General features: G+C 70.1%; 13 protein-coding genes. 2 read left to right on the top strand and 11 right to left on the bottom strand.

What is annotated here, in order from left to right:
• Positions 1 to 2: 2 nt before the first annotated feature.
• The 4 genes from purL to AC1DWC_RS08895 form a co-directional block, all read right to left on the bottom strand.
• On the bottom strand, positions 3 to 2282 hold the full coding sequence (gene purL / locus AC1DWC_RS08910) for a phosphoribosylformylglycinamidine synthase subunit PurL (RefSeq protein WP_072843047.1): 2280 nt from the start codon (positions 2280 to 2282) through the stop codon (positions 3 to 5).
• 162 nt (positions 2283 to 2444) lie between these two features.
• The gene (locus tag AC1DWC_RS08905; protein WP_477907286.1) at positions 2445 to 3782 is read right to left on the bottom strand and encodes a DUF4185 domain-containing protein; all 1338 of its coding nucleotides are present in this window, start codon (positions 3780 to 3782) and stop codon (positions 2445 to 2447) included.
• A 190-nt stretch (positions 3783 to 3972) separates the two neighbouring features.
• The gene (locus tag AC1DWC_RS08900; RefSeq protein WP_477907284.1) at positions 3973 to 5259 is read right to left on the bottom strand and encodes a M18 family aminopeptidase; all 1287 of its coding nucleotides are present in this window, start codon (positions 5257 to 5259) and stop codon (positions 3973 to 3975) included.
• Between the two features lie 54 nt (positions 5260 to 5313).
• Positions 5314 to 5667 carry a VOC family protein gene (locus tag AC1DWC_RS08895; protein WP_477907282.1) on the bottom strand — a complete coding sequence of 118 codons (354 nt, stop codon included), beginning with the start codon at positions 5665 to 5667 and terminating at the stop codon, positions 5314 to 5316.
• A gap of 132 nt (positions 5668 to 5799) precedes the next feature.
• Between AC1DWC_RS08895 and AC1DWC_RS08890 the strand changes: the two genes are divergently transcribed.
• Complete coding sequence (locus tag AC1DWC_RS08890) at positions 5800 to 6735, top strand: Dyp-type peroxidase (protein WP_477907280.1); 936 nt, start codon at positions 5800 to 5802, stop codon at positions 6733 to 6735.
• Positions 6736 to 6758: 23 nt separating this feature from the next.
• On the opposite strand, the gene AC1DWC_RS08885 is transcribed toward AC1DWC_RS08890, so the two are convergent.
• The 4 genes from AC1DWC_RS08885 to purS all read right to left on the bottom strand — a co-directional run bounded on the left by AC1DWC_RS08885 (position 6759) and on the right by purS (position 9366).
• Entirely contained in the window at positions 6759 to 7238 is a 480-nt protein-coding gene (locus AC1DWC_RS08885) for a carboxymuconolactone decarboxylase family protein (protein WP_072843052.1), read from the bottom strand.
• Positions 7235 to 8329 (bottom strand): NAD(P)H-dependent amine dehydrogenase family protein, encoded by a 1095-nt coding sequence (locus AC1DWC_RS08880; RefSeq protein ID WP_477907278.1) that lies wholly within the window; start codon positions 8327 to 8329, stop codon positions 7235 to 7237. The genes AC1DWC_RS08885 and AC1DWC_RS08880 overlap by 4 nt, the downstream gene beginning before the upstream one ends.
• Positions 8330 to 8455: 126 nt before the next feature.
• A complete protein-coding gene (purQ, locus tag AC1DWC_RS08875; protein ID WP_477837241.1) occupies positions 8456 to 9133 on the bottom strand; it encodes a phosphoribosylformylglycinamidine synthase subunit PurQ in 678 nt (225 codons plus the stop codon).
• A complete protein-coding gene (gene purS / locus AC1DWC_RS08870) occupies positions 9130 to 9366 on the bottom strand; it encodes a phosphoribosylformylglycinamidine synthase subunit PurS (protein WP_072843055.1) in 237 nt (78 codons plus the stop codon). Before purS ends, purQ begins: the two co-directional genes overlap by 4 nt.
• Before the next feature lie 167 nt (positions 9367 to 9533).
• Between purS and AC1DWC_RS08865 the strand changes: the two genes are divergently transcribed.
• Positions 9534 to 10181 carry an MBL fold metallo-hydrolase gene (locus AC1DWC_RS08865; protein ID WP_477907275.1) on the top strand — a complete coding sequence of 216 codons (648 nt, stop codon included), beginning with the start codon at positions 9534 to 9536 and terminating at the stop codon, positions 10179 to 10181.
• A gap of 2 nt (positions 10182 to 10183) precedes the next feature.
• Here AC1DWC_RS08865 and AC1DWC_RS08860 read toward each other — a convergent pair whose 3' ends face one another.
• The 3 genes from AC1DWC_RS08860 to AC1DWC_RS08850 form a co-directional block, all read right to left on the bottom strand.
• Entirely contained in the window at positions 10184 to 10885 is a 702-nt protein-coding gene (locus AC1DWC_RS08860) for a DUF2334 domain-containing protein (protein ID WP_477907273.1), read from the bottom strand.
• A gap of 122 nt (positions 10886 to 11007) precedes the next feature.
• On the bottom strand, positions 11008 to 11502 hold the full coding sequence (locus AC1DWC_RS08855) for a glutathione peroxidase (protein WP_477907271.1): 495 nt from the start codon (positions 11500 to 11502) through the stop codon (positions 11008 to 11010).
• A 49-nt stretch (positions 11503 to 11551) separates the two neighbouring features.
• Positions 11552 to 12955, bottom strand: a complete 1404-nt coding sequence (locus AC1DWC_RS08850) for a cation:dicarboxylate symporter family transporter (protein ID WP_477907269.1) — start codon at positions 12953 to 12955, stop codon at positions 11552 to 11554.
• Between the last annotated feature and the right edge of the window lie 49 nt (positions 12956 to 13004).

Here is a 13004-nt window from a genome sequence, read left to right as displayed (position 1 = left end):
AGCTACCCGAACAGTGCCGGCAGGGTGCCCTCGTGCGCCGCGCGCAGCTCCTCGAGGGTGACGGAGAACTGGCCCTGCACCTCGACGGAGTCGGAGCCCTCGTCGACGACGCCGATCCGCACCCACGGCAGGCCGCGGGCGGTGCACATGCCGGTGAAGCGGGTCTCCTCGGTGCGCGGCACCGCGACCAGCACCCGGCCGGCGGACTCGGAGAACAGCGTCACGAACGGGTCCGCACCCTCGGGCAGCAGGATCCGGCAGCCGGTCTCGCCGGCCAGCGCCGCCTCGACGACGGCCTGCGCGAGGCCACCCTCGGACAGGTCGTGCGCGGCGGAGACGAGTCCGTCGCGGGAGCTGGCCAGCAGGATGTCCGCGAGCAGCTGCTCACGGGCCAGGTCGACCTTCGGCGGCACGCCGCCGAGATGGTCGTGTTCGACCTGGGCCCAGATCGAGCCGTCCAGCTCGTCGTGGGTCTCGCCGAGCAGGATCAGCGTCTCGCCGGGCTCGAGGCCCAGACCGGTCGGGATGCGACGCTGCACGTCGTCGATGACGCCGAGCACAGCCACCACCGGGGTCGGCAGGATCGCCGTGGAACCGGTCTGGTTGTAGAAGCTGACGTTGCCGCCGGTGACCGGGATGCCGAGGGTGGCGCAGCCGTCCGCCAGGCCGCGCACGGCCTGCTGGAACTGCCACATCACGCCCGGATCCTCCGGGGAGCCGAAGTTGAGGCAGTTGCTCACGGCCTGCGGGGTGGCACCGGTGACCGCGACGTTGCGGAACGCCTCGGCCAGGGCCAGCTGGGCGCCGGCGTACGGGTCCAGCGCCGTGTAACGGCCGGAGGCGTCGGTGGCCAGGGCGATGCCACGGCCGGTCTTCTCGTCGACCCGGATCACGCCGGCGTCGGCCTGCTCGGCGAGCACCGTGTTGCCGCGGACGTACCGGTCGTACTGCTCGGTGATCCACTTGCGGCTGCACAGCTGCGGCGAGGAGATCATCTTGAGCAGGGTGGCCTGCAGCTCGGCCGCGGTCTCCGGGCGCTCGAGTCCGGCAGTGGTGTTCGCGATCAACGCGTCCTGCGCCTCGGGGCGCTGCACGGGACGCTCGTAGACCGGGCCCTCGTGCGCGACGGTGCGCGGCGGCACGTCGACGACGGTCTCGCCGTGCCAGTCGATGACCAGCCGGTCGCCGTCGGTGACCTCACCGATGACGGTGGCGAGCACGTCCCACTTGCGGCAGACCTCCATGAACGCGTCCACGTTCTCGGGGGTCACCACGGCGCACATGCGCTCCTGCGACTCGCTGGAGAGCACCTCCGCCGCGGTCATGCCGGTGGCGCGCATCGGCACCGCGTCCAGGTTGATGTGCATGCCGCCGTCGCCGGCCGCGGCCAGCTCCGAGGTCGCGCAGGACAGCCCGGCGCCGCCGAGGTCCTGGATGCCGACCACCAGTCCGGCGGCGTACAGGTCGAGGCAGCACTCGATGAGCACCTTCTCGGTGAACGGGTCGCCGACCTGCACGGCGGGCAGCTTCTTGGGACGGCCGCCCGACGACTCGTCGAAGGTCTCCGATGCCAGCACCGAGACGCCGCCGATGCCGTCGAGGCCGGTGCGGGCGCCGAACAGGATGATCTTGTTGCCGGCACCGGACGCGAACGCCAGGTGCAGGTCCTCGACCCGCATCACGCCGGCGCACAGCGCGTTGACCAGCGGGTTGCCCGCGTAGGACGCGTCGAAGACGGTCTCGCCGCCGACGTTGGGCAGGCCGAGGGAGTTGCCGTAGCCGCCGACGCCGCGGACGACGCCGTCGACGACGCGCCGGGTGTCGGGAGCGTCCGCCGCGCCGAAGCGCAGCTGGTCCATGACCGCGATCGGGCGGGCGCCCATGGCCATGATGTCGCGGACGATGCCGCCGACGCCGGTGGCCGCACCCTGGTAGGGCTCGATGTAGGACGGGTGGTTGTGCGACTCGACCTTGAAGGTGACCGCCCAGCCGTCGCCGATGTCGACGACGCCGGCGTTCTCGCCGATGCCTGCCAGCATGGAGGAGCGCATCTCGTCGGTGGTGGTCTCACCGAAGTACTTCAGGTGCACCTTGGAGGACTTGTAGGAGCAGTGCTCGCTCCACATCACCGAGTACATCGCGAGCTCGGCGTCCGTGGGGCGACGACCGAGGATTTCCCGAATGCGGGTGTACTCGTCGTCCTTGAGGCCCAGTTCCCGGTGGGGCTGGGCGACATCCGGGGTCGCTGCGGCGTTGGTGACGGTATCGACCTGCGAAGACACTGGAAGTGGGGTCCCTTCCCTGAAGGAGTCAGATCGGCAGACCGGCGGGGCGCTGCCTGGGCAAAGTCTAGCCGGGCGCACCGACGTCCGACGCACTGGCAGAGCCGACCACGGCCCGCCCCTCGGTCGGGGCGGGCCGCGCGCGTCAGCTCGGCCGGTGTGTCACTTGTCCGCCGGGGTCTCCGCGGGGGCCTCCTCGGGGTACTCGGTGCCGATCCGCTGCGCCTCACCGGTGGTCGCCGGGTCCGGCCGGTCGACTGGGTCGGTGGCGGCCATCTGCAGACCCTGCAGGTCGGTGCGCATGTAGATGACGTTGTACCGGTCCCAGGTGGTGACCACGGATTCGAGGTACCGCCCGCTGGCCCACGGGTGCATGAAGCCGCCGTAGACCGAGGGCAACAGCAGGCCGCTGATGATGGTCTGGGTGCCGCTCCAGGGGCCCTGCGGGTTGTCGGCCTGCCGGATGACCAGGCCGTTCAGGTCGGTGTACATGGCGACGTACTTGCCCAGGTAGTCGTTCCACTGCACCGACAGCTCGCTGACCGGCGCGGGCATCACGGCCTTGGCCGCCGCCTGGTCCGGTACCCAGCCGGTGCCGTTCCAGTACTCGTAGGCCGTCGGATCGAGCAGCTGCGCGCCGTGCACCCGGGCCAGCAGGGCGTCGCCGAACCGGCCCGACGGCGTCCCGTACTCGTAGATGTAGCCGTCGCCGCGGCCGGTCAGGAACGCGCTCTGCTGCCAGTCCTTGTTGGTCGGCGCGATGGCGGGGATGCCCTCGATGCCGATCCCGGCGGTGTTGGCCCGGACCGTGCCGGGTTGATTGACCCAGTTCTCGCCGTTGTCGGTCGAGGTGGCGATGGCCGAGTAGTTGGTGGTCCAGTTGCCCGGGGTGTCCCAGGACCGCACCGACATGAAGCGGACGTACTGGACACCGCCGAAGGCCACCGCACCGGTCGGAATGGTCGTGAACTCGCCGGGAATCGCGAAGCCGGGGATGATCTCCTTCGAGTGGTTCGGCGCGTCCAGCGGCGAGCTGTCGATCCGCATGCCGTCGGCCAGGTTCGTGTCGGCGCTGCGGAAGAGCACGTTGCTGCGCCAGTCGTCACCCTCGGAGCCGCACTCGCCGACTGTGTCGCCGAACGCGACCAGTGTGTCGTGGTCCGCGCCAGGCAAGCCGTTGTCCCACATGATGCCGAGATCCGTGCCGGAGACGTTGAACCTGTTGATGGTGTCGTTCGGGCTGCCGGGGCCGGTGACCATCTCGATCGCCTTGGTGCGGCCGGTCAACTGCGGCAGCGCCCCGTCCGGCGAACCGGTGATCCACGGCAGGACCTTGCCCAACGAACCGGTGGCGCTACCGGAACTGCCGGAGCTGTTCCCACCCTGCCCGCAGGGTCCACCTTCCGCGGCGGTGGCCGGCGGGGCCATCACCACGGACAGCGACACCGTCACCGCGGCGGCCGACACGACTGCTGACCATGATCGTCTCACTGAGCGCACAGGCAATTTCCCTTCCGGCGTATGCAAGTCCGGCACGGGACAAATGGCCCGATTCCGACGATTCGACGCCACAGCAGACCACGAACAGCTCACAGTTGCTGGGCGACAGCCGTGCGTTATGGGAATTGTTATCGAAGAGATTGCTCGTGCTTGGTCCGCCGAACCGCCGCCGGCCGCCCTCCCGGCGGGGTCAGTCGACCGGCGTCAGGAAGGCCGCGAGCGCGTCCGCGTAGTACGCCACGTCGGCGGCGCCCATCAGCTCCCGAGCCGAGTGCATCGCCAGTTGCGGGGCACCGACATCCACGGTGGACAGGCCCGTCCGCGAGGCCGTGATGGGCCCGATCGTCGAGCCGCACGGCAGGTCCGCACGGTGCACGTACCGCTGCAACGGCACCCCCGCCTGGTCGCAGGCCAGCGCGAACGCACCCGCGCCGGCAGCGTCGGTGGCGTACCGCAGGTTCTGGTTCACCTTGAGAACCGGTCCCCCGTTGACCTCGATGCGGTGCGCCGGCTCGTGCCGGTCCGGGTAGTTCGGGTGGGTGGCGTGGGCCATGTCGCCGGACGCGCACACCGAGCCGGCCAGCGCCCGCAGGAAGTCCTCCCGGCCGCCGCCGCGGGCCAGCACGATCCGCTCGAGGACCGAGTTCAGCAGGTCCGAGAAGGCGCCGCGATCGGACATGCTGCCGACCTCCTCGTGGTCGAACAGCGCCAGCACTGGGATGGCCTCGCCCGGCTCCTCGACCGCCGCGAGCAATGCCCTGGTTCCCGCGTAGCAGGTGCCCTGGTTGTCCAGTCGCGGCGCGCTGACCAACTCGTCGTGCAGCCCGACCACCGCGCTCGGCGCCAGGTCGTGGGTCATCAGCTCCCAGCCGAGCACCGCGTCCTCGGCGACCCCCGCCTGCCCGGCCAGGTAGCCGAGGAACGAGGTCGGCGAGTTGCCGACACCCCAGATCGCGTTGACATGCCGCTGCGGGTCGAGCTGAACGCCCTTGCGTTCCTCGGACAGGTGGATCGCCAGCTGCGGCACCCGCAGGATCGGCCGGTCCACCCGGATCAGCTTCTGCTGCAGCGTGTTTCCCACCCGCACACTGATCCGACCGGAGATCCCGAGGTCGCGGTCGAGCCACGAGTTCAGCCAGGCGCCGCCGTACGGTTCCAGGCCCACCAACTGCCATCCGGCGGACCGCAGGTCGGGGTGCTGCTTGACCCGCAGGTTCGGGCTGTCGGTGTGGCCGCCGACGATCCGGAACGGCGACTCGCCGTGGCCGGACTCCTCGGTGCTCCACGCCACCAGCGAGCCGCCCCGCACCAGGTAGTACCGGCCGGGCGCGGTCGGCCAGCCGTCCGTCTCGCGCAACTCGACGAAGCCGGCCTCCGTCAGCTCGGCCGCGACCGTCTCGCACACGTGGAACGGGGACGGGGAGGCGTCGACGAAGGCACAGAGTCCGGAGGCGGTGGCGTCGGTCATCGTGGGCATGCCCACGATCCTAGGACCGCCGACACCGGCCCGGGCCCGGCGCTCGGTGTTCGCTCAGTGCTCGCCGCCGGAGACGCAGAAGCGGTTGCCGTCCGGATCGGTCAGCGTCACCCAGCGGAAGCCGTCCATGTCGTGCCGCTCGTACTCGGTGGCGCCGGCCGCGGTCAGCCGCGCGACCTCCGCGTCCAGGTCCGGCGCGGACAGGTCCAGGTGCACCCGGTTCTTGCCCGGCGTCGGGTCCTCCACCTTCTGGAAGGCCAGCTTGTACGGCGCTCCCGGCACCCCGACCAGGAAGAACCAGCCCTCGTTCTCCTGCTCGATCCGGCCGCCGACCTGCTCCGCCCACCAGATGGCGAGCGGTCCGGGGTCGGCGCTGTCGACTGTGATCATGCCCAGGGTCAGTGTCATGTCGGCACGCTACCGCCGGGCACCGACATCCCGCGGCCGAGGCGGCGTCGGTGGCCCCAACTAGGGTGAACCGGACATCGGCGGACAACCGCCGATGTCGATGCACCGCCCCATGATTGGAGTTTCGAAAAGATGCCCGAGTCCCAGACGGTGGCGACGCCGCTGACCCCCGCGGCACTGTTCCTGGTCGTGACGATCGACGTGGGCGGCGAGGCCACCACCCGCGGGCTGCTCGCCGACACCGCGGGTCTGCGCCGCGCGACCGGGCTGCGGATGCCCGGCTCGGGCCTGGAACTGGTCACCGGCGTCGGTTCGTCGGCGTGGGACCGGCTGTTCGGTGGACCTCGGCCCGCCGAACTGCACGAGTTCACCGAACTGCGGGGCGAGACCCACCGCGCGCCGTCCACCCCGGGCGACCTGCTCTTCCACATTCGCGCGATGAGCATGGACGCGTGCTTCGAACTGGCCCACCAGATCACCAAGCGGCTGGCGGGCGCGGCCACCGTCGTCGAGGAGGTGCACGGTTTCCAGTACTTCGAGAACCGGGACCTGATCGGGTTCGTCGACGGCACCGAGAACCCGGTGGGCGCCCAGGCCGTCGCCGCCGTCACGGTCGGCGACGAGGACCGCGGCTTCGCGGGCGGGTCCTACGTGCACGTACAGCGGTACGTGCACGACATGACGTCGTGGGAGGCGCTGGAAGTCCCCGAGCAGGAGCGGGTCATCGGGCGCAGCAAGCCCGACGACGTCGAGATGACAGCCGACGTCAAGCCGGCGAACTCGCACGTCGCGCTGAACGCGATCAAGGACGAGGAAGGCCGGTCGCTCGAGATCCTGCGCGCCAACATGCCGTACGGCCAGGCCGGCGGCGAGATGGGCACCTACTTCATCGGGTACTGCCGCACGCCCGCGATCACCGAGCGGATGCTCGAGAACATGTTCCTCGGCAGCCCGCGCGGCAACCACGACCGGCTGCTGGACTTCTCGACCGCCGTCACCGGTTCGCTGTTCTTCGCGCCGAGCGCGGACTTCCTCGACGCGCTGCCGGCCGCCCCGGCCGCCGTCTGACGCGCGGCGGGGCGGCCCTTCACTCAGTTCCCGGGGAGTACGCAGACGGTGTCGAGGCCGAGGACGTGGTTGAGCCTGCCGAAGGCCAGCCAGGCGCCGATGCTCATGCTCAGTTCCACGATCTCGGTCTGGCTGTAGTGCGCGCCCATCCGCTCCCAGAACTCGTCGTCGAGGCCGTGGTGGTCGAGGGCGTAACGGTCGGCGTACTCGGCGGCCAGCCGGGTGCGGTCGTCGAAGACGTCGGTGGTGCGCCACTGCTCGACGGCCTCGTCGAAGCCGGCCTCGACCTTCTGTCCGTCACGTTCGGTCCGCCAGTCCTGGCAGAAGATGCACCCGTTGATCTGTGCGATCCGCAGCCGCGCCGCCTCGAAGGCACGCAGGTCGATGGTCGAGTGCTCGTAGACCGACAGGGAGAACTTCGAGGCCGCGATCCCGATGCCGGGGACCATCTCGCCCCACACGTAGCCGATCGGATCCTTGCCCTCTGGAATGTCGATGTTCATGCGCGTCCTTTCGAGTTCACTGTCTTGACGAGTTTGCCGACGGCAGGGCGCAACGGGACGTCGAGCGCGTCGTAGAGTCCGGGTTCGGCGTCCACCAGCCAGTCGATGGCGCTCACCAGTCGACCGACCGCCGTGGCGTTTCCGCCGGCGGACCGGCTGCCGTCCTCGTCGGTGCACTCGACGGACACCTCGATGCGCGGGCGGCCCTCGATGATCACCCGGTGGGCGCCGTCGCCGTCCGGCGGCATCGGCCAGTCGGTGGCACAGGTCGGGTGGATGCGGGTGACGTGCTCGACGACGATCCGGGGCTCGCCGTCGACGATGCCCTGTACCTCGAACCGCACCGCGCCCTGCGTGCCGGCCTCGAAGTCGCCCATCGTGGTGGTGCTGACGGTCTCGTCGAGCGCGCGCCGGTCCAGGGTCTCGCGGATCTCGTCCAGTTCGACGCCCAGCGCCCGCGCCATCATCCGGACCTGTCCGCCCCACACCATGGTCGGGATCGTCGGCGCGATCATCGGCGGCAGGTAGTCCATCGGTTGACCCATGCCGACCAGGTAGCGCACCGAGTCCGGCTGGTCGTAGGTGGAGTAGTCGAAGATCTCCTGGCAGCGGATCACGTCGACGGTGCTGCCGAGCCCGCTGAGCAGCAGTGGCAGCACGTCGTTGCCCCAGCCGGGGTCCACGCCGGACGCGAACAGCGAGCCCCCGCCCTCCGCGATCGCGGCGAGCACCGGATCCCGCAGTTCGGGCGGGGCGTTGGTCGGGTCGTAGAGCGGGTACAGCGCCGGGCTGACGACGACGGCGCCGGCGCGGATCGCACGGCAGATGTCGGCCAAGGCGTCGTCGGGCCGGATGTCCCCGGACGCCGCGTACACCACGGCCGCGGGGCCGGCGGCCAGCACCGCTTCGATGTCGTCGGTCGCGGCGACCCCCAGGTTGCAGCCGAGCCCGGACAGGTCACCGGCGTCGCGGCCGACCTTGTCGGGGTTGTTCACTAGCACGTTCGTGAGCTCGAGCAGCGGGTGTGCCTCGACGGCGCGGATGGCCGCGCGTCCGACATTTCCGGTACCCCAGACAACCGTTGAGATCATGGGCGGGACGGTACCGAGTTGGAATACGTTCTCGTGGCGGTTCCGGCCACGCAGACCCCTGCGAGGCAAAGAAAAAGGACGGACCGGGGGTGACCGGTCCGTCCTTTCTGTCTTGCGCTGCTGGACTCAGGCGGTGAGCACCGCGTCCAGAGCCGAGTAGAACAGGCCGAGGCCGTCGTCACTGGGACCGGTGAGGGCCTCGGTGGCGTGTTCGGGGTGCGGCATCAGTCCGACGACGCGACCGTTCTCGGAGGCGATGCCGGCGATGCCACGCTTGGAGCCGTTCGGGTTGTCGCCCGCGTAGCGGAAGACCACGCGGCCCTCACCCTCGAGCTCGTCGAGGACCCGCTCAGACGCCTGGTAGCGGCCCTCGCCGGACTTGAGCGGCACCAGGATCTCGGCGCCGGACTCGTACCGCGAGGACCACGCGGTCGAGGTGGACTCCACCTTGAGCCACTGGTCGCGGCAGATGAAGTGCAGTCCCTCGTTGCGGGTGAGCGCGCCGGGGAGCAGTCCCGCCTCGCACAGCACCTGGAAGCCGTTGCAGATGCCCAGGACCGGCATGCCACCCTGCGCGGCCTTGACGACCTCGCCCATCACCGGGGCGAACCGGGCGATGGCGCCGCAGCGCAGGTAGTCGCCGTAGGAGAAGCCGCCGGGCACGACCACCGCGTCGACACCCTTGAGGTCGGCGTCGCCGTGCCAGAGGTTGACGGCCTCGCCACCGGCGAGGTTGACCGCGCGCACCGCGTCGACGTCGTCGAGGGTGCCGGGGAAGGTGATGACTCCGATGCGGGTGCTCACTGGACTCGGGTGACCTTCCAGTCCTCGATCACCGTGTTCGCCAGCAGCGACTCGGCGATCTCCGAGAGCTCGGCGTCGGTGACGCTGTCGTCGACCTCGAGTTCGAAACGCTTGCCCTGTCGCACGTCGGCGACGCCGGCGTGCCCAAGGCGGCCGAGAGCGCCGACAATGGCCTGGCCTTGCGGATCGAGAATCTCGGTCTTGGGCATGACATCGACAACGACACGGGCCACGTGCTGCTCCTCGCTAGGTGCTCCGGTACCGCCCGGCACAGACCACCGGGCAACAGGCAGTTTACCGGTCCGCCCCGCTGCTCTCTGCACCGACTAAGCTGTCCGTTCGTTCGGTCGCGACAATCGGTGTGATGCGCGCACATTCGCCGCCGCGCATACTCGTCTGCATGCGACTGACCCACTTCGGACACTCCTGCGTGCTCGTCGAGTTGGGCGGCGCGACCGTCCTGTTCGACCCCGGCAACTTCTCGCACGGCTTCGAGGGCATCACCGGCCTGGACGCCATCCTGATCACCCACCAGCACCCCGACCACGTCGACGTGAACCGGCTGCCCGCTCTGCTCGAGGCGAACCCCGGTGCGGCGCTGTACTCGGACCCGCAGACCGCGGCGCAGCTCGGCGGGTCCTGGACCGGCGTGCACGCGGGCGACACCTTCAACGTCCGCGACGTGCTGGTGACCGGGGCCGGCGGGCGGCACGCGGTGATCCACCCCGACCTCCCGGTGATCGACAACACCGCGTTCCTGCTGGGCAGCGCGGACCGGCCGGCCCAGCTGATGCACCCCGGCGACTCTCTGTTCGTGCCCGAGCAGCCGGTGGACGTGCTCGCCGTCCCGGCGGTCGCGCCGTGGATGAAGATCTCCGAGACCGTCGACTACCTGCGGGCCGTCGCGCCGCGGGTGGCCGTGCCGATCCACCAGGGCATCCTCAACGACCCGGGGACCGGCATCTACTACGGCCGGCTCACCGAGATGGCACCCGACGGCACCGAGTTCCGGGTGCTCCCGGCGGAGGACGCCACCGAGGTCGCCTGAACTCAGGCCACCCGGATACCCGGCCCGGCCTCCCAGCGGTAGGCGGCCGGGCGGGCCTCGTGGTGCAGCGCGAGGTCGACGGCGTCGAGCACGGCCTGCCGTGGGCCGGGCGAGGCCAGTTGCCTCGCGGAGATCGCCAGCCGCACCAGCGCACCGCGTCGGGCGGTCCGGCCGGCCCCGAGCACCAGGGCCCGGCACCACCACGGCTCCGCCCGGAACCCCTCGCCGATGCCGAACACCCGACCGCGTTCCACGGTGCCGCGGCCGAGGTCGTGCACGGCTGTCAGGCCGGCCAGCAGGCGGAAACCGGTGGGCACCAACGCGGACACCGCACCGGGCGAGGCGATCCACCGCGGTGGCGCGAACGCCCGGGTCCGCAGGCCGGTCTGTTCCATCACCCGGTCCGCGGCCGTCAGCCGCAGCGTCGCCTCGTGCTCACGCAGCGCGGCGAACTCGGCGCGGCGCTTCTTGGTGGCGGCCTGGTCGTAGCCGTGCAGCACGATGGCGTCGCCGTGCTCCTGCCGCTCCCGCAGCCACTGCTGGGTCGGCTCGTCCTTGGCCAGCCGGTACTTGTCCTTGAGCCGCGGCGCGACGAGCAGCGACAGCGGCACCCCGCGACTGTCCATCTCCAACGCGAACCCGGCCACCAGTTCGGTGGTCTCGTCGCGGATTCCGGATACCGACACGATCAGTTGCCCGGTCATGCCCTCAGCATGAACCCCGAAGGTGAACGGACGCTGAAACCCGCCGAAACGATCGAACGGGAGTTCCGGGTCGGATTCGACCTCGAACCCGACCCGGAACTCCGTTCAGCCTGTGGCAGCGACTAGCGCGGCAGGACGGCCTCGATGGCCGCGACGACCTCCGGCGCGTCCGGCTCGGTGCGCGGACGGAACCGGTTCACCACGGTGCCGTCGGGCGCGATCAGGAACTTCTCGAAGTTCCACTGGATGTCGCCTGCCGCGCCGTCCGCGTCGGCCGCCGTGGTCAGCTCCGCGTACAGCGGGTGCCGGCCCTCGCCGTTGACCTCGACCTTCTCCAGCAGCGGGAAGGTGACGCCGTAGGTGGCCGAGCAGAACTCGGCGATCTCGTCTGCGGTGCCCGGCTCCTGGCCCATGAACTGGTTGCACGGCACGCCGACGACGGTGAGGCCGCGGTCCGCGTACTCGGTGGCCAGCTTCTCCAGCGCCGTGTACTGCGGGGTCAGGCCGCACTTGGAGGCGACGTTCACCACGAGGACCGCGCGGCCGTCGTAGTCGCCGAGCGAGGTGGGAACGCCGCCGAGCGTGTTGATACCGATGTTCTGTACGGGAGTTGTCATGGGCACCAACGTAGCCACGGCGATCCCCCCGCGCAGCACCGAGCCGGAGTCAGCTGTGGACGAGCGGCCGCGCGGGCTCGGCGGCCCGTGCCGGCTCCTGATCCCGGTCCTGATCCTCGGCCCGGTCCTCGTCGAGCATGGTGGCCTCGTCGAAGGGCAGCTTGCCGGCCAGCACCGCGTTGACCCGGTCCCGGTCGACGGTCTTGGTCCAGGCGCCGATCAGCAGCGTCGCGACGGCATTGCCGGAGAAGTTCGTGACCGCGCGGGCCTCGGACATGAACCGGTCGATGCCGACGATCACGCCGACGCCGTCGAGCAGTTCGGGGCGGTGGCTCTGCAGGCCGCCCGCCAGGGTGGCCAGCCCGGCTCCGGTGACGCCGGCCGCGCCCTTGGAGGCGATGATCATGAACACCAGCAGCGAGAGCTGCTCGGTCAGCGAGAGCGGCTGCCCCATCGCGTCGGCGATGAAGATCGACGCCATGGTCAGGTAGATTGCGGTGCCGTCGAGGTTGAACGAGTATCCGGTCGGGACGACCACGCCGACGGTGCTGCGCTCGACGCCGACGTGCTCCATCTTCGCGATCAGGCGCGGCAGCGCCGACTCGGACGACGAGGTCGCGAAGATCAGCAGGTACTCGCGGGCCAGGTACTTCACCAGCTTGAAGATCGAGAATCCGGTGGCCAGGCGCAGCAGGCTGCCGAGCACGCCGAAGACGAAGATCAGGCAGGTCAGGTAGAAACCGACCATCAGGGTGCCCAGCTGCACGACCGCGCCGAGGCCGGTCTGCCCGACCACGTTGGCCATCGCGCCGAAGGCGCCGATCGGCGCGAGCCACAGGATCATCGACAGGATCTTGAAGACCAGCTTCTGGAGGTGTCCGACGCCCTTGAGGATCGGCTCGCCCTGCTTGCCCAGGGCCTGCACGCCGAAGCCGACCAGCAGCGCCACGAACAGCGTCTGCAGGACACTGCCGGCGGTCAGCGCCGACAGCAGCGACGTCGGGATGATCGAGGCGATGAAGTCCATCGTCCCGCCCGCGCCGTGTGCCTTGTCGGCCAGTGCCGCACCCTGACCGGCGGTCGCCGCGGAGATGTCGAGGCCGCTGCCCGGTTCCAGCAGGTTGCCGACGACCAGACCGATGCCGAGGGCCACGGTAGACATGCCGATGAAGTAGACCAACGCGAGCCCGCCGACCCGGCCGACCTTGGCCGCGGCCTTCACCGACCCGATGCCCAGCACGATGGTGCAGAAGATGACGGGGCTGATCATCATCTTGATCAACGAGACGAACAGCGTCCCGAGCACGCCGAGGGACTTGCCGACCTCCGGCGCCAGCCAGCCGACGAGGATGCCGCCGATCACGGCGATCACGACACCGATGTACAGCCAGTGGGTGCGGTCACGCTTGCTGACCGTCGCCTCTGGGGCCTGGTCCTGGATGGTCGCACTCATCGGTGCTCCTCTGATCGAATGGCAACGAAGTGACGGCAATCACGTCGAG

The sequence above is a fragment of the Rhodococcus sp. P4_C10 genome (genome assembly GCF_056402135.1).
This window is presented reverse-complemented; position numbering and strand designations above follow the sequence as displayed.

Excerpts from the sequence above, each read along its gene's own strand:
- AC1DWC_RS08900 (WP_477907284.1), bottom strand. The coding sequence starts at position 5,259 with ATGCCCACGATGACCGACGCCACCGCCTCCGGACTCTGTGCCTTCGTC.
- AC1DWC_RS08895 (WP_477907282.1), bottom strand. The coding sequence starts at position 5,667 with ATGACACTGACCCTGGGCATGATCACAGTCGACAGCGCCGACCCCGGA.
- AC1DWC_RS08890 (WP_477907280.1), top strand. The coding sequence starts at position 5,800 with ATGCCCGAGTCCCAGACGGTGGCGACGCCGCTGACCCCCGCGGCACTG.
- AC1DWC_RS08885 (WP_072843052.1), bottom strand. The coding sequence starts at position 7,238 with ATGAACATCGACATTCCAGAGGGCAAGGATCCGATCGGCTACGTGTGG.
- AC1DWC_RS08880 (WP_477907278.1), bottom strand. The coding sequence starts at position 8,329 with ATGATCTCAACGGTTGTCTGGGGTACCGGAAATGTCGGACGCGCGGCC.
- AC1DWC_RS08865 (WP_477907275.1), top strand. The coding sequence starts at position 9,534 with ATGCGACTGACCCACTTCGGACACTCCTGCGTGCTCGTCGAGTTGGGC.
- AC1DWC_RS08860 (WP_477907273.1), bottom strand. The coding sequence starts at position 10,885 with ATGACCGGGCAACTGATCGTGTCGGTATCCGGAATCCGCGACGAGACC.
- AC1DWC_RS08855 (WP_477907271.1), bottom strand. The coding sequence starts at position 11,502 with ATGACAACTCCCGTACAGAACATCGGTATCAACACGCTCGGCGGCGTT.
- AC1DWC_RS08850 (WP_477907269.1), bottom strand. The coding sequence starts at position 12,955 with ATGAGTGCGACCATCCAGGACCAGGCCCCAGAGGCGACGGTCAGCAAG.